Source organism: Streptomyces sp. NBC_00207 (assembly GCF_045160965.1).
Lineage (GTDB): Bacteria > Actinomycetota > Actinomycetes > Streptomycetales > Streptomycetaceae > Streptomyces.
Genome location: NZ_CP130715.1, coordinates 6,713,771 through 6,729,447, shown reverse-complemented (window position 1 = coordinate 6,729,447; position 15,677 = coordinate 6,713,771). Strand labels below are relative to the sequence as shown.

General features: G+C 70.8%; 11 protein-coding genes. 3 read left to right on the top strand and 8 right to left on the bottom strand.

Going from position 1 to position 15,677, the window contains the following annotated elements:
* Positions 1–29 precede the first annotated feature (29 nt).
* On the bottom strand, positions 30–869 hold the full coding sequence (locus OG472_RS31780) for an arylamine N-acetyltransferase (RefSeq protein WP_405832276.1): 840 nt from the start codon (positions 867–869) through the stop codon (positions 30–32).
* Positions 870–963: 94 nt separating this feature from the next.
* Here OG472_RS31780 and OG472_RS31775 point away from each other — a divergent pair, with 94 nt between their 5' ends.
* On the top strand, positions 964–1,923 hold the full coding sequence (locus OG472_RS31775; RefSeq protein ID WP_405832275.1) for a DUF1152 domain-containing protein: 960 nt from the start codon (positions 964–966) through the stop codon (positions 1,921–1,923).
* 54 nt (positions 1,924–1,977) lie between these two features.
* Here the strand turns inward: OG472_RS31775 and OG472_RS31770 are convergent, their stop codons facing one another.
* Positions 1,978–2,640, bottom strand: a complete 663-nt coding sequence (locus OG472_RS31770; protein WP_401611239.1) for a nitroreductase family protein — start codon at positions 2,638–2,640, stop codon at positions 1,978–1,980.
* Positions 2,641–2,723: 83 nt separating this feature from the next.
* Here OG472_RS31770 and OG472_RS31765 point away from each other — a divergent pair, with 83 nt between their 5' ends.
* A complete protein-coding gene (locus tag OG472_RS31765; protein WP_401611237.1) occupies positions 2,724–3,119 on the top strand; it encodes a winged helix-turn-helix transcriptional regulator in 396 nt (131 codons plus the stop codon).
* A 100-nt stretch (positions 3,120–3,219) separates the two neighbouring features.
* Here OG472_RS31765 and OG472_RS31760 read toward each other — a convergent pair whose 3' ends face one another.
* Positions 3,220–6,108 carry a vitamin B12-dependent ribonucleotide reductase gene (locus OG472_RS31760; RefSeq protein WP_401611235.1) on the bottom strand — a complete coding sequence of 963 codons (2,889 nt, stop codon included), beginning with the start codon at positions 6,106–6,108 and terminating at the stop codon, positions 3,220–3,222.
* Positions 6,109–6,279: 171 nt separating this feature from the next.
* Positions 6,280–6,792, bottom strand: coding sequence for a transcriptional regulator NrdR (gene nrdR / locus OG472_RS31755; protein ID WP_401611233.1), 513 nt, complete (start codon positions 6,790–6,792; stop codon positions 6,280–6,282).
* Between the two features lie 496 nt (positions 6,793–7,288).
* On the opposite strand from nrdR, the gene lexA reads away from it, so the two are divergent.
* On the top strand, positions 7,289–8,083 hold the full coding sequence (gene lexA / locus OG472_RS31750; RefSeq protein WP_030709636.1) for a transcriptional repressor LexA: 795 nt from the start codon (positions 7,289–7,291) through the stop codon (positions 8,081–8,083).
* 124 nt (positions 8,084–8,207) lie between these two features.
* Here the strand turns inward: lexA and OG472_RS31745 are convergent, their stop codons facing one another.
* From OG472_RS31745 to OG472_RS31730, 4 genes are all read right to left on the bottom strand, one after another.
* Positions 8,208–10,178 carry an ATP-dependent DNA helicase gene (locus tag OG472_RS31745; protein WP_405832272.1) on the bottom strand — a complete coding sequence of 657 codons (1,971 nt, stop codon included), beginning with the start codon at positions 10,176–10,178 and terminating at the stop codon, positions 8,208–8,210.
* A gap of 52 nt (positions 10,179–10,230) precedes the next feature.
* Positions 10,231–12,141, bottom strand: coding sequence for an IucA/IucC family protein (locus tag OG472_RS31740; protein WP_405832271.1), 1,911 nt, complete (start codon positions 12,139–12,141; stop codon positions 10,231–10,233).
* 98 nt (positions 12,142–12,239) lie between these two features.
* Positions 12,240–12,938, bottom strand: a complete 699-nt coding sequence (locus OG472_RS31735) for a GNAT family N-acetyltransferase (RefSeq protein ID WP_405832269.1) — start codon at positions 12,936–12,938, stop codon at positions 12,240–12,242.
* Positions 12,939–12,970: 32 nt separating this feature from the next.
* Complete coding sequence (locus tag OG472_RS31730) at positions 12,971–15,172, bottom strand: IucA/IucC family protein (RefSeq protein WP_405832268.1); 2,202 nt, start codon at positions 15,170–15,172, stop codon at positions 12,971–12,973.
* Positions 15,173–15,677: the final 505 nt, after the last annotated feature.

Sequence of the window (15,677 nt, the reverse complement as noted above, 5' to 3'; positions counted from 1 at the left end):
GCCATCGTACGGGCCAGGCGCGGCCCGGGTCAGTCCCCGGCGCGGTGGATCCGCACCAGTTCCGCCGCATCCCGCTCGGTCAGGCGAAGCCCGAACTCCCGGTCGAGCACGGCGAGCAGCTCGTCCGCGCCGACGGCCCTCCGCTCGGCCCGACCGTCGGGATGCAGCAAGGTGAGCTCCCGCCCGACGAGCGCCCGGCGGACGGAATCGCCCGGGTAGTGGACGACGAGCCGCCCCACAAAGGAGGAGTGGGCGTGGGTAGAGCTGTAGTGGTTCAGCAGGACGTAGTCGACGGGGTGGTAGCGCTGCGGGGAGAAGGCGTACAGGTCCCGCCAGGTCCCACCGCGCAGGAGGCACAGCACGAGGATGCCGTCCTCCTCCTCGCGGACGCGGTACGTCCACTCCCCCTGCTCCACCGCCACGCCGGGGCGCGCCAGCGGCACCGGCTCGCGAGGGCCCTGGTGACCGAACCCCACGTCGCACAGCCACTGTTCGCCCTCGACCGTGACGACGAGGACGGCGTGCGTCACGGCCAGCAGGGAGTCCCCACGGGTGCGGTTGCGGGCACCGCGCCCGGAGACCTCGAAGCCGATCCGCTCCAGGGCAGCGGCCAGCAGGGAGTTCTGCTCGTAGCAGTAGCCGCCTCGGCGGGCGTGCACGAGCTTGTCCTCGATCGACTTGACGTCCAGCGCGACGGGGCGGCCGAGCAGGACGTCCAGGCTCTCGAAGGGGATGGCCGCAGTGTGGGCCCGGTGCACTGCGTACAACGTGGCGAGGTCCGGCCGGAGTTCCCGGCTCTCCCCCGCATCCTCCTGATATCCGATCCGCGCCAGATACGCGTCCAGGTCCAGCTCGTCACCGCTCCACATGGCTCCCCGCTTCCCCGTTCCCCCGTGCCGCCGGCATCGCGCCGCCGTGAAAATCCCGGGGCACCGGTTCCCCACACCCCGCACAATGATCGCCATGACGGCCCTGCACACCAACCCGCTTTTCGCCCGCCTCGCCGGCGCCGAACGCATCCTGGTCGCCGGCGCGGGCGGCGGTTTCGACATCTACGCCGGCCTGCCGATCGCCCTTTCCCTCCTCCACCAGGGCAAGGAGGTCCACCTGGCGAACCTCTCCTTCAGCTCCCTCGCCGGACTGCCCGCCGAGGAATGGGCCGCCCCCGACCTCGCCGTCATCACCCCCGACTCCGCGCCGCACCAGGCCTACTTCCCCGAGCGGACGCTGGCCCAGTGGCTCCGGCTGCACGGCTACCCGGCACGCGTGTACGCCTTCCCGCAGATCGGCGTGCAGCCGCTGCGCGCCGCCTACCGCGAGCTGGTGGACCTCCACCGCATCGACGCGATCGTCCTGGTCGACGGCGGCACGGACATCCTGATGCGGGGCGACGAAGCGGGCCTCGGCACCCCCGAGGAGGACCTGACCAGCGTGGCGGCGCTGGCCGCGCTGGACGACGTACCGGAGCGGCTCGTCGTGTCGGTCGGCTTCGGCGTGGACGCCTACCACGGGGTCAGCCACGCCCTGGTGCTGGAGAACATCGCGGCGCTGGAGCGCGCGGGAGCGTACCTCGGCGCGTTCTCCGTGCCGCGCGCCACCCGCGAGGGCGCGCTCTTCCTGGACGCCGTGGCCCATGCCCAGGACCACACGCCCGACCGCCCCAGCATCGTCAACGGCTCGATCGCCGCGGCCGTCCGGGGCTCCTTCGGCGACGTGCAGTTCACCACCCGCACCCAGGGCAGCGAGCTCTTCGTGAACCCGCTGATGTCGCTGTGCTTCGCCTTCGACCTGCCGGGCCTGGCCGCGCGCTGCCTCTATCTGGACCGCATCGAGGACACCCATCTGATACGCCAGGTGCATTCCCGGATCGCGGAATTCCGCGAGGACCTCGTCACCCGCCCGCCCCGCCGCATCCCCCACTGAGAACGCCGTGAGCGGGAGCCCGGGGATGTCGCCCGGTGTACTGCTGCAGGGCACCTACTCCCGGTGTGCCGCGTTCCCCGCCCCGCCGGCTCCGTACGATTCGCGGAAGACGGTGCGCCCCCTGGCACGCCGACCTGGATGGCGCCGGTCCTCTGCCGGATAGCCGACCGACACCAGCAGGGCGATGGCCAGGTCGTCACGGCCGTCGATCCCGATCACCTTCTTCACCTTCGCCTCGTCCCAGCCGTTCATGGGCGAAGTCGCCAGGCCCATCTCCGTAGCGGCAAGCATCACGAAGGATGCCGCGATCATGGCGTCCTTGACCGCGTACTCCCGGAGCAGACCCCGCCGGTCGAGATCCTCCTGGAACTCCCGTGACGCGGCGGAGAACATCGCGATGAACTCGTCGTTCCACGCTCCGCTGCGCCGCGCCTGCTCGTAGACGTCGCTGTGGTCACCACGCCAGGACTGGGGCTCGGCGACGAAGACCAGTACGACCGGAGCCTCTTGGGGCTGGGGCTGGCCCCCCGTGGCCCATGCCAGTCCCGCACGGCCCTCGGCTCCGGAGACCGCAACGATCGACCGGTCCTGCAGGTTCCAGCTGGTGGGGGCCTCAACGGCGAGACCGAGGAGCGCGTCGAGCGCGGTCTCCGGGATCGGGTCGGGCAGGTAGTGGCGGACAGTGCGGCGGGTGCGGATCGCTTCTGCGACAGACATCGTGTGACTCGTCATGCCACTCACTATTGGAGAGCCACTCTCCATCGGGAAGAGGGCACTATTTTGTGCGTTACTCTCCCCGCATGAAGACCACTGTGGAATCGTCCGGGCTGCCGGCCGATGTCTACTCCGCGAAGTGCCCGACCCGCCAGGTCCTCGATCACATCTCCGGCAAGTGGACCATTCTGGTCGTCGACGCCCTCCTCGAAGGCACCCTGCGGTACACCGAATTGAGCCGGCGCATCGAGGGCGTGTCGCAGAAGATGCTCACTCAGACTCTGCGCGGCCTCGAAGCCGACGGGTTCATCACCCGCACCGTGTACCCCACCGTTCCGCCCCGGGTCGAATACGACCTGACGGGGCTCGGCCGCAGCCTCGCAGAGCCGATCACCGCGCTCCGCCAGTGGACGGAAACCCATATCAACGAGATCGAACGGGCCCGGGCCCGGGCCACGTCGGAGGCTGGGAAAGCCCCCTGATCAGGTTCGCCGAATACACCGGGCACAGCGAGAGCGGGGAGTCGGAATTCCCCGACTCCCCGCTCTGCCCAGGCGCTTTACGCCTGGTGGGCACCTAGTTTCAGCTGCAGCCGCTGGTGGAGCCGCAGCCCTCGCAGATGTAGCAGGAGCCGGCGCGCTGCATCTTCGTACCGCAGGAGAAGCAGAGCGGGGCGTCCGCGGAGACGCCGAGCTGCATCTCGACCAGTTCGGCGTTGCTGTGCGCCGTCTTCGGGGCCGGGACCGGGACGGTCACGGCCGGCTTCGGCGCCGACGGCACCGCGGCCAGCGGGACCGACTGGGTCAGGGACTCGGTGTCCAGCTCGTCCTCGAGGGGCTCGTAGGAGCCGGTGTCGAGGTGGCGCTGGCGCTCCTCGGCGGTGTGGATGCCGAGGGCCGAGCGGGTCTCGAAGGGCAGGAAGTCGAGCGCCAGGCGGCGGAAGATGTAGTCGACGATCGACTGCGCCATCCGCACGTCCGGGTCGTCCGTCATGCCGGCCGGCTCGAAGCGCATGTTGGTGAACTTCGAGACGTAGGTCTCCAGCGGCACGCCGTACTGGAGGCCGACCGAGACGGCGATCGAGAAGGCGTCCATCATGCCCGCGAGGGTCGAGCCCTGCTTGGACATCTTGAGGAAGACCTCGCCCAGACCGTCGTCCGGGTAGGAGTTCGCGGTCATGTAGCCCTCGGCGCCACCGACCGTGAAGGAGGTGGTGATGCCCGGGCGGCCCTTCGGGAGGCGCTTGCGGACCGGCCGGTACTCGATGACCTTCTCGACGGTCGCGCGGATGGTCTCCTCCGCCTTGGCGGTGACCTCCTCCTTCTCCTCTTCCTTCTTCTTCGCGGAGAGGGGCTGGCCGACCTTGCAGTTGTCGCGGTAGATCGCGAGCGCCTTGACGCCCATCTTCCACGCCTCGAAGTAGATCTCCTCGATCTCCTCGACGGTCGCCGTCTCCGGCATGTTGACCGTCTTCGAGATCGCGCCGGAGATCCAGGGCTGGATCGCGGCCATCATGCGGACGTGGCCCATCGCGGAGATGGAGCGCTCGCCCATGGCGCAGTCGAACACCGAGTAGTGCTCGGGCTTCAGGAACGGGGCGTCGACCACGACACCGTGCTCGGCGATGTGGGAGACGATCGCCTCGATCTGCTCCTCCTGGTAGCCCATGCGACGCAGGGCCTGCGGGACGGTGCCGTTGACGATCTGCATCGAGCCGCCGCCGACGAGCTTCTTGAACTTGACCAGGGCCAGGTCCGGCTCGACGCCCGTGGTGTCGCAGGACATCGCGAGACCGATGGTGCCGGTCGGCGCGAGGACGGAGGCCTGGGAGTTGCGGAAGCCGTTCTTCTCGCCGAGGCGCAGAACGTCCTGCCAGGCCTCGGTGGCTGCGGCCCAGATGCTGTTGTCCAGGTCCTCGGTGCGCGGCGCGACTGCGTTGGCGTCGGCGTGCTGCTTCATGACGCGCTTGTGGGACTCGGCGTTGCGGGCGTAGCCGTCGTACGGGCCGACGATGGCGGCCAGCTCGGCGGAGCGCTTGTACGCGGTACCGGTCATCAGCGAGGTGATCGACGCGGCGAGGGTGCGGCCGCCGTCGGAGTCGTACGCGTGGCCGGTGGCCATCAGCAGGGCGCCGAGGTTGGCGTAGCCGATGCCCAGCTGGCGGAAGGCGCGGGTGTTCTCGCCGATCTTCTGCGTCGGGAAGTCCGCGAAGCAGATGGAGATGTCCATCGCGGTGATGACGAGCTCGACGACCTTGGCGAAGCGCTCGGCGTCGAAGGACTGGTTGCCCTTGCCGTCGTCGTTGAGGAACTTCATGAGGTTCAGCGAGGCGAGGTTGCAGGACGTGTTGTCCAGGTGCATGTACTCGCTGCACGGGTTCGACGCGGTGATGCGGCCGGACTCGGGGCAGGTGTGCCAGTTGTTGATCACACCGTCGTACTGGATGCCCGGGTCGGCACAGGCCCACGCGGCCTCGGCGAGCTTGCGGAAGAGCGCCTTGGCGTCGACCTTCTCGATGACCTCACCGGTCATGCGGGCACGCAGGCCGAACTCGGTGCCGTTCTCGACGGCCGTCATGAACTCGTCGTTCACGCGGACGGAGTTGTTGGCGTTCTGGTACTGGACGGACGTGATGTCGTCGCCGCCCAGGTCCATGTCGAAGCCCGCGTCGCGCAGGGCGCGGATCTTCTCCTCCTCCTTCACCTTGGTCTCGATGAAGGCCTCGACGTCCGGGTGGTCGACGTCCAGGACGACCATCTTGGCCGCGCGGCGGGTGGCGCCGCCCGACTTGATCGTTCCAGCGGACGCGTCGGCGCCGCGCATGAAGGAGACCGGACCGGAGGCGTTGCCGCCGGAGGAGAGGAGCTCCTTGGAGGAGCGGATGCGGGAGAGGTTCAGGCCGGCGCCGGAGCCGCCCTTGAAGATCATGCCCTCTTCCTTGTACCAGTCGAGGATCGACTCCATGGAGTCGTCGACGGCCAGGATGAAGCAGGCGGAGACCTGCTGCGGCTGGGGCGTGCCGACGTTGAACCACACCGGGGAGTTGAAGCTGAAGATCTGGTGCAGGAGGGCGTAGGTCAGCTCGTGCTCGAAGATCTCCACGTCGGCGGGCGACGAGAAGTAGTCGAAGTCCTCGCCGGCCTTCGTGTAGGTCTTCACGATCCGGTCGATCAGCTGCTTCAGACCGGTCTCGCGCTGCGGGGTGCCGACCGCGCCGCGGAAGTACTTGCTGGTGACGATGTTGACCGCGTTCACCGACCAGAAGTCGGGGAACTCGACGCCACGCTGCTCGAAGTTGACCGAGCCGTCGCGCCAGTTGGTCATGACGACGTCACGGCGCTCCCAGCTCACCTCGTCGTAGGGGTGCACGCCCGGGGTGGTGTGGATGCGCTCGATACGCAGGCCGCCCTTGGCAGCCTTGGTCCCCTTGGCGCGGGAACCACGTGCCGAGCTGCTCGCCGTCTCTGTCATGCCGCTTCCTCCCATATGCGGGCAAAAACGCCCTAAAGTGCCAGCGCTATTCCGCGGCACGGTGCTGTGTGTCTGTTTCTACGCTTTTCTCCCCCCGGCTCCCGCCGGGAGGGGCCTCCGGGCCGACCGGCCGCGTCACGGTGCGTGCGCATCGTGGCGCGGGCCGTCCGGTCAGTCGGAGGCGGAGGCGGGCACGGGGACCGAAACGGTCCCTCCGGGCTCGCACTCATGGGGATGAGGCCGCGGCTCGCGCAGTTCCGCGATGGCGGTCTCGAAGTCTTCAAGGGTGTCGAACGCTTTGTAGACGGACGCGAAGCGCAGGTAGGCGACCAGGTCGAGCTCCTGCAACGGGCCGAGAATCGCCAGACCCACGTCGTGGGTGGTCAGCTCGGCACTCCCGGTGGCGCGCACCGCCTCCTCGACCCGCTGGCCGAGCTTGGCGAGGGCGTCCTCGGTGACCGGCCGCCCCTGGCACGCCTTGCGCACGCCGGAGATGACCTTGGTACGGCTGAAGGGTTCCGTCACCCCGCTGCGCTTGATCACCATCAGCGAGGCCGTCTCCACCGTCGTGAAGCGACGGGAGCAGTCGGGGCACTGACGGCGCCTGCGGATCGACGTACCGTCGTCCGTGGTGCGGCTGTCGACGACACGGCTGTCGGGGTGCCTGCAGAAAGGGCAGTGCACGTTCCCTCACCCTCCCTCTTGGCACGACAGAATCACCCCACAGGCCCCTGAACAACAGAGACGGACTCTGTCGGGGGCTCGTGGAGCAGCCACCAGCATATGCGATCCCAGGAGCCTCAACAGACCCGAGGACCACTACTTCTGGGTGGCAGCGCCCATCCAACCACTAGATCTTGGGTTGGAGTGGATTTTCGTGGCTCTGCGTGTCGCGGCGTCCGTCAGCCGGTTACGAGGCCCCTCGATGCCACACTGGGCACATGCCGACACCGGTGACACAGGCCGGCGCAGGCCCGGACGGCGGCGACCCGAGCGGGAAGGGTAGCGTAAGCAGCGAACGTCGGATCGAACCCGCATTCGGTGAGCCGATCGTCCATACACCCCTTGATATGCCCACGCCGGACGATCCGCGATTTTTCACTCGAACGTGTGTTTGGCGCAACCTTTCGAAAGCTACTACCGTTGTCCAGCTAGGGAGAACATTTCGAGAGGGGCCGACGTGACCACCACCGCAGACAGTGCCACCATCACTGCCCAGAACCGCTCCCAGAGCCGACTCGAGCCGGTGCATGCCATGAACGACGCAAACCTGAACCCGGATGCGGAGCCCGTAGTACGCCCCGCACGCTCGCTGCCAGGTCGACCTCCAGGCATCCGCGCCGACAGCTCCGGGCTCACGGACCGGCAGCGGAGGGTCATCGAGGTCATTCGTGACTCCGTGCAGCGTCGGGGTTACCCGCCGTCCATGCGGGAGATCGGCCAGGCGGTCGGCCTGTCCAGCACCTCGTCGGTGGCCCACCAGCTGATGGCCCTCGAGCGGAAGGGCTTCCTGCGCCGCGACCCGCACCGCCCCCGCGCCTACGAGGTACGCGGCTCCGACCAGCCCAGCTCGCAGCCCACGGACACCACCGGCAAGCCCGCCGCCTCCTACGTTCCCCTGGTCGGCCGGATCGCGGCCGGCGGCCCGATCCTCGCCGAGGAGTCGGTCGAGGACGTGTTCCCGCTCCCCCGCCAGCTGGTCGGCGACGGCGAGCTCTTCGTCCTCAAGGTCGTCGGCGACTCGATGATCGAGGCCGCCATCTGTGACGGCGACTGGGTCACGGTCCGCCGCCAGCCCGTCGCGGAGAACGGCGACATCGTCGCCGCGATGCTTGACGGGGAGGCCACCGTCAAGCGCTTCAAGCGCGAGGACGGCCACGTCTGGCTCCTCCCGCACAACGCCGCCTACCAGCCGATTCCCGGCGATGACGCGACCATCCTCGGCAAGGTCGTCGCGGTGCTGCGTCGAGTCTGACGCCCGCCGCCTCCATCCGGCCCCCGGGATCCACTGCGCCGGTCCCGGGGGCTTTCACGTGCCCCCGGAACTCGTTCGTCCCGGGTTCGCCCGGGAACTGTTGCGCTCGGGGACCGGCGGACTGCTACGTACCGTCGGCCTTGGCCTTGGCGTCGATCGCCGCCAAGGAGCGGCGGGCCTGGTTGCGGTCCGTGGTGTACCAGAAATCGGGCAGCGTGGCCCGCAGGAAGCTCCCGTACCGGGCTGTGGCCAGCCGCGGGTCCAGCACCGCGACGACACCCCGGTCGCCCGTGGCCCGTACGAGACGACCCGCGCCCTGCGCCATCAGCAGGGCGGCATGGGTGGCCGCGACGGCCATGAAGCCGTTGCCACCGTGCTCCTCCACCGATTTCTGGCGAGCGCTCATCAGCGGGTCGTCGGGGCGCGGGAACGGGATTCGGTCCATGACCACGAGCTGGCAGCTGGGGCCTGGCACGTCCACGCCCTGCCAGAGCGACAGCGTCCCGAACAGGCAGGTCTTCGGGTCCGCGGCGAAGGCCTTGATCAGCTCGCCTAGCGTCTCCTCGCCCTGGAGCAGGATCGGGTTGTCGAGCCGGCCGCGCAGCTCCTCGGCGGCCGCCTTGGCACCGCGCATGGAGGAGAAGAGGCCGAGGGTCCGGCCGCCGGCCGCCTCGATCAGCTCGGCGAGCTCGTCCATCATGTCGCCGCGGGTCCCTTCGCGGCCCGGCGTGGCCAGGTGCTTGGCGACGTAGAGGATGCCCTGCTTCGGGTAGTCGAAGGGCGAGCCGACGTCGAGGCCGCGCCAGACGGGGACGTCGTCCCCCTCGACCCCCTCGGGAGACAGCCCCATGGAGGCCGCGACGCCGTTGAAGTCGCCGCCCAGCTTGAGGGTGGCCGAGGTCAGGACCACCGAGCGGTCCTCGAACAGCTTCTCCCGGAGAAGGCCGGACACCGACAGCGGGGCGACCCGGAGGGTGGCGCCGAAGCGGTCGTGGCGCTCGTACCAGACGACGTCGTACTCGGAGCCGTTGGTGATCCGCTCCGCCACCCCGTGGACGCTCTCGACCGCGGCCAGGGCCTGCTTGCGCACCGCGTCCTCGTCTTGGACGGACTTGTCGCGGGTCGAGCCGATCGCCGAGATCACGTTGCGCGCGGCGTCGCGCAGCGACATCAGCGCGTAGCCGAGGTCTTCGGGGAGCTGCTCCAGGCGGCCCGGGAGCGCCAGCTCCATGACCCGCTCGAAGGACTCGGACGCGGTCTGCAGGGAGTCGGCGGTCTTCTCGTCGACCAGCTTGGCCGCACGCTTCACGGCCCGGTTGACCTGCCCGGGCGTGAGCTCGCCGGTGGCGACGCCGGTGACCCGGGAGACCAGCTCGTGGGCCTCGTCCACGATCAGCACCTCGTGCTGCGGCAGCACCGGGGCACCTTCGATGGCGTCGATGGCGAGCAGCGCGTGGTTGGTGACGACCACGTCCGCGAGCTTGGCCCGCTCCCGGGCGGCCTCCGCGAAGCACTCGGCCCCGTACGCGCACTTCGTTGCGCCCAGGCACTCGCGCGAGGAGACGGAGATCTGCGCCCACGCCTTGTCCGAGACGCCCGGGGTCAGGTCGTCGCGGTCGCCGGTCTCGGTCTCGTCCGCCCAGTCGCGCAGGCGCAGCAGGTCCTTGCCGAGCTTGCTGGTGGGGGTGGCCGCTTCGAACTGGTCGAAGAGGCCCTCCTCCTCGTCCTGCGGAGCACCTTCGTGCAGGCGGTGCAGGCACAGATAGTTCGACCGGCCCTTGAGCATGGCGAACTGCGGGCGGCGGCGCAGCTGCGGATGCAGTGCCTCCACCGTCCGGGGCAGATCGCGCTCGACGAGCTGCCGCTGGAGGGCGAGGGTCGCGGTCGCCACGACCACGCGCTCGCCGTGGGCGAGGGCCGGCACCAGGTAGCCCAGGGACTTGCCAGTACCGGTGCCGGCCTGGATGAGCCGATGAGAGTTGTCGTCGATCGCTTCGGCGACGGCTTCGGCCATGGCCACCTGGCCGGGGCGCTCCGTGCCGCCGACGGCAGAGACGGCGGCGTGCAGCAGGTCGGGGAGGGAGGGCTTCGTCATAGCACTGACAACCCTACGGGGCCCCACCGACAGCGAGTGCACCGACGAGGAATCATGGCCGGTACAAGGGGTTGGGTACGGTGCCGTGCTGCACGGCGTGGGGGCGGTCGGGGCGGTCGCGGTAGCCGTCCTCGTAGAGCCGGTTCCGGTTGAGGCAGAGGCGCCCGATGCGCTCGCCCAGCAGGTCGAAGAGCTCGTAGCGGTCCTTGAGCTCCGGGAAGCGGGCCTGGTGGCGCAGGATCTCCGCCCTTACGAGGGACCAGAACTCGTCCTCCGGGACTCCGAGGCGGTCTTCGCACAGGGCCGAGAGGTAGCGGAAGACGCCGACGAAGAGCCCGGAGTGGATGAACTGCGGCAGGAAGTCGGCGGGCTCGGTGAGCAGGGCCGCCCGGACCTCGTCGGGCAGGGAGGCCAGCTCGGGCAGCGGTTCGTCGCTGATGTTGATGTCGTCCACGAAGTCCTTGACCCCGAGCCGGACCGGGACGTCGCGCTCGTCGAAGATCACGATGGCGTTCTCGCCGTGCGGGGAGAAGACCGTGCCGTAGCGGTAGAGGAAGTGGAGCAGCGGCGGCAGGAGCGCGGCGAAGAGGCACTGCAGCCAGACGGAGGGGGTCAGCCCGGACCGGGCCACGAGCTCGGCGGTGAAGGACCGGCCGCGCGGGTCGGTGTGGAGGAGGGAAGCGAGGGTGCGGGCGCGCTCGCCGGGGGCGAGGAGTCCGGGGAGGGGCTCGCGCCAGATCGCGCCGAGGAGCTCTTTGTACTGGTAGGGGACCTCGGGGAGCTCCTCGTAGACCGGGTGGCGGACGGTCACGGAGGCGACCTCGCCGAGCAGGACGACCTGGCACTCGTCACGCAGGAAGGGGTCGGCGTCGCGGATGGAGTGGATCCAGGCGGTGACGGCGGGGGCGGCGAGGGCCAGGTCGGAGGGCAGGCCCCGCCAGACCATGGTGTTGAAGACGGAGAGCGGGAGTTTGACGCTGTGCCGGTCGGGGCGGCTGAGGTTGAGGAAGGTGCGGATCGACTGCTGGGGCAGGCGCAGGTCGGGATCGGCGGGGAGCGGCACGAGCGTGCCGGAGGAGAGCGCCGGGGCGAAGAGGGGGAGGACGACCTCGTCCCACTGCCAGGGGTGGACCGGTAGGTAGAGGTAGTGGAGCGGGTCGAGGCCGCGGTCGCGGAGGGTCTGGTCGAAGGCCGCGCGGGTGACGGGGTCGAGCTCGGCGGAGTAGAGGCGGGCGGGGTCCTCCAGTCCGGCGGTGCCGCGGTAGGCGGCGAGCGAGGTGTGGGCGGCAAGCCACGGCAGACGCTGGCGGGTGCGGGCCTCGGGGGCCCAGGCTGCGGTGTCGGAGGCGGAGAGTCCGATGCGGCCCTTGTTGAGGACGAGCCAGGGGTGGCCGGTCTGGTGCCCTTCGAGTGCGGCGTAGTCGAGGTCGGCGAGGACGTCGGCGGTGAGGGCGGTGTGGTCGATCCGGGCGTCGGCGGTGAGGGTGGCGCTGAGCTCGCGGACGAGGTGGCCGAGGGTGGGTCCGTCGAGTCCGAGGAGGGTGCGGGCCCGGATGAGGAAGGCGTACGGGTCCCCGAAGGCGGTCGGGTTGCGGGAGGCGGCCGAGCTGCCGGAGACGGTCGGGCCGCCGGAGGCCGCGGGTGCCTGGGGGGTGGCCGGCGGCGGCGTGAGGGTGATGCTGTCGGGGACGACGTGCCAGCTGCCGTAGGAGCGGCGGCGGGCCCGGAAGCCGAGGCTGCTGCCGTCGTCGAGGGTCAGGGTCCACGCGTCGCCGGCGGCGGCCGGGATGGGGACGGGGCTGATGACCTCCTCGTAGGCGAACTCGGCGATCATCTTGGCGAGCAGCCGACGGGCGGCGAAGTCCCAGGTCGGGCGGTTGAGTTCGGGCGGAGTGCAGGGGTGCTGGGGCGACGGCGGCACGGCGGGTTCCGTCGGGTCGGGGGCTGCGTGGAAGTTCGGCACGGGACTCCTCGAAGATCGGGAACTTTGCTGCGCGACGCAGAGTTTTCTAAGGGAGAGGTGCGAAGCGGCGACGACGGTCAGGGCTTGTGGGGCGGCACTCAGAGGAGATTGCGCAGCGCCCGCTCCCGGATCATCAGGGCGGCACGCTTCTCGGGAAGGTCGATTTCCGCGGAACAGCGGAAACCGGAGCTCAGGAAGGCAGACACGGAGGGGGTGTTGCGGATGTCCGGTTCCGCGATGACACGAGTGCAGCGGGGGCGGTTGCCGAGGACGAGGTCGGCGACGGCGCGCAGCAGGGTCGTGCCCAGGCCGCGGCCGCGGTTCGTGCCGTCTCCGATGAGCAGGTGGATACCCGTGTCGTGGGGGCGCGCCGGGTAGTGGCGGGCGATCGGGTCGAGGTCGGCCCGGTAGATCTCCCAGTAGCTCATCGGCGTGCCGTCGAGGAGGCCGAGGCAGGGGATGCTGCTGCCGTCGCCGTCGAGCTGTGCCCGTAGGTGGGCCGCGGTGACCGCGGCGGGGCCGGCGAGTTCCCAGTAGGCGGCCACCTCGGGATCGTTCATCCAGCCGGTGAGGAGCTCGAGGTCCCGGCCCGGCCGTACTGGTTCGAGGCGGAAGGCTCCGGCGGGTGTCGCGGCGCTGCCCCAGATGGCCGGGGAGTCGAGCAGGTCGGCTTCGGCGAGCAGCGGCAACAGGTCGGCGTTGAGCCGCGGTTCGACGGTGTGCTCCACCACCTCGATGGCGCCGAGGGCGTCGGTGGCGGAGCCGGCGGAGTGGGCGGGTGTGTCGGTGGAGCGCATCGGGGGCTCTTCTCCGCGTCGGCGCCGACGCGTCAATCGTGAAGGGGGTTGGTGATGGTGACGTAGACGGACTGAGTGTCGACGGGGCCGACCAGCTCGTCGAGACCGCCCAGGCGGGTGAGCAGATTCGCCTTGCAGCGCAGGGTGGGCGAGTCGAGCAGCCGCGTGGGGAGCGGGCCGAGGCCCGCGGCCTTGGCGAGGAAGCGGCGGAAGGCGGCGAGGAGCACGCGCTCGTCGGCGAGCCGCTGGGACCCGAAGGCGCCGATGAGGCCGAGCACGTTGTTGATGCCCAGGTAGTAGGCGAAGCGTTCGTCGGTGACGGCGTCGGAGACGAAGGTGTCGCTGGCACGGCCGATGCCGGGGAGCCGGTGCTCCAGTTCCGCGCGGCGGGATGCGCGGAAGTAGTAGCCCTGGTTGTCGCGGTAGCGGCCGCCCCTCGGCCAGCCGGCCGGGTCGAGGAGGACCAGGGTGTTCTGCTGGTGCGCTTCGAGGGCGATACCGGCGAGCGCGTCGAAGGCCAGGACCGGCAGGACGACGTGGTCGAGGTAGCGCAGGAACCACTCGGCGGCGACTGCGGACGTACTGCGTCCGGTGGCGGCGGCGAGGCGGGAGACGAGTTCGGCGAGGCGGGAGTTCATGGTGGTCCGGCCGGGCCACGGGCGGGGAGCGGTGAGCGCGGCGATGCAGACGGCGTCGTCGCCCGAGCGGAAGGGGTTGTGGCGCAGCAGGGCGTCGAGTCCGGGTACGGGGGTGCCGTCCGGGGCGTCCACGGCGACCCAGGCGGGGTCGCGGACGATGTCGAAGCCGGGGTGGACCGCCTGCCACTGCTCGGCCAGGCCGGTGCGGAGCAACCGGTGGACCTCGACGCCCCGGTGCAGTTCCTTGCGGAGGTTCTCACGGCGGGAGTTGGTGATGCGCAGGCCCAGGGAGAGCTTGAGCATCGCGGGGGCGCCAGGACGGTGGACGGTGCGGACGGAGGAGGTGGGGTACCAGGGTTCGCCGTGCGGGCCCAGGTCGTGCAGGAGCCCTGCGTCGCGGAGGGCGGTGACGGCGGGGCGCTGGAGCAGGTCGCGGGCCTGCCAGGGGTGCAGAGGAAGGGGGGTGGCGCCGTCGGGCAGCGGGAGCCCGGGGGCGAGCCGGCCGAGGAGCTGGGGCGCGGAGACGGGGCGTCCGCGCTCGGTCCAGGCCGATTCGGTGGCCAGGAGGGAGGGGTCTACCGCGAACCAGTGCAGGGGGAAGGAGCCGTGGAGTTCGGGCGAGTAGTGACGCGCCTCGGCTTCGGAGAGTCCTTCGCGGCTCTTCGGGTCAGGTTGGAGGGGGTGACCGAGGAGGAGGGACTGTTCGGCCGTGAGGAAGTGGTCCCCGCCCACGGGGACCGGGGCGGTGGGACGTTCCCGTCGGTCGGCGATGAACTCGGTGGTACGGCGCACCGAGTCGGCAACCCGGCCGACGAGGTCGGCGCCGCCTCGGCCTCCTCTGGTGCCTTCACGGGCGATGAGGGAGGCGATGGTGACGGCGTCCAGGGATGGCGCGCCGGCGGGGGAACCTTCGAGCCGGGCCGGGCCGAAGCGGTGCCAGCCCGCCTGGGACCAGTAGCGGACGGCGACGAGTGCGGCGGTGCCTGATGCGGGGAGGGGGATGCGAAGGGGGGTTCCGGCGGGGCCGTCGGGGCGGCCGATACCGGCTTCGCGGACCCAGCACCGGAGCAGGTTCTCCACTGCCGCGGCGTCGGCGGCGACGGCCGGGTCCGGGTGGTCCAGGAGGTCGGGCAGCGCGGCCGGCTCGGGCCAGACGGGGCCAGACCACCCGGGACGGGCTCTGGGCGTGCCGTCCTTCTGGCGCGGCACGGTGACCGGTGCGCCGGTGCCGGTGGCGGCGAGCTGCCCGGCCTCGCCGCCTCGCGGGGCGGCGGAGGTGCCCGCCGCGTTCTCGGCCTCGTGCTCCGGGGTGGCGCCGCCAGGGTTGGCCGACGTACCGGGTCGGAAGCCCGCGACCGGGTCTGCGGAGGTCCCGTGCGCTCTGGCGGCGATGGAGGCCTGCCCGCCGTCGGCGCCTCGCGGGGCGGCGGGGGGCGTTGCCGGGATGTCGTCGGCGGGAGCGGGCAGCGCCGCGGCCGGACCCGGGACGGTGGCGGCGTCGGGAGACGCTGCAGGGGTCGGCCACTGCTCCCGGCCTTCCGCCGGGCGGGCCGACGGGCTCACGGCCAGGCCCGGGGCCGCGGTGTCGGGAGACACCTCAGAAGCCGGCAACTGCGGCCGGTCTCCCATCCAGCGGGCCGACGGGCTCTCCGTGGGGCTCGGGGCAGCGGTGTCGGGAGACACCACTGAAGCCGGCGGCAGCGGCCGGTCCTCCGTCGGGCGGGCTGACGGGCTCACGGCGGGGATCGGCGCGGTGTCGGGGGACACGGACGGGGTCGGTCGCAGGTATCGGTCCTCCACGGGGAAGGCCGGCTGACCCACCACAGGGCTCGAAACGGCCATGTCGGGAGACGCGGTCGAGGTCGGCTGCGGGTGGCGGTCCTCGATCGGGCGGGGCGACGGGCTCGCCGCGGGGGCGGAGGCGGGGGCGGCAGTGTCGGGAGACACCGCCGAAGTGGGCCACGGGCGCCGGTCTTCCATCGGGCTGACCGACTGACCCGCCACGGGGGCCGGAGCGGCAGTGTCGGGAGACGCGGTCGAGGTCGGGTGCGGGTGGCGGTCCTCGATCGGGCGGGGCGACGGGCTCGCCGCGGAGTCCGGG

What these genes read in the sequence shown, in the direction of transcription:
- OG472_RS31770 (WP_401611239.1), bottom strand. Translation starts at nt 2,640, where the DNA reads ATGTCTGTCGCAGAAGCGATCCGCACCCGCCGCACTGTCCGCCACTAC.
- OG472_RS31775 (WP_405832275.1), top strand. Translation starts at nt 964, where the DNA reads ATGACGGCCCTGCACACCAACCCGCTTTTCGCCCGCCTCGCCGGCGCC.
- OG472_RS31735 (WP_405832269.1), bottom strand. Translation starts at nt 12,938, where the DNA reads ATGCGCTCCACCGACACACCCGCCCACTCCGCCGGCTCCGCCACCGAC.
- OG472_RS31760 (WP_401611235.1), bottom strand. Translation starts at nt 6,108, where the DNA reads ATGACAGAGACGGCGAGCAGCTCGGCACGTGGTTCCCGCGCCAAGGGG.
- OG472_RS31780 (WP_405832276.1), bottom strand. Translation starts at nt 869, where the DNA reads ATGTGGAGCGGTGACGAGCTGGACCTGGACGCGTATCTGGCGCGGATC.
- OG472_RS31745 (WP_405832272.1), bottom strand. Translation starts at nt 10,178, where the DNA reads ATGACGAAGCCCTCCCTCCCCGACCTGCTGCACGCCGCCGTCTCTGCC.
- OG472_RS31765 (WP_401611237.1), top strand. Translation starts at nt 2,724, where the DNA reads ATGAAGACCACTGTGGAATCGTCCGGGCTGCCGGCCGATGTCTACTCC.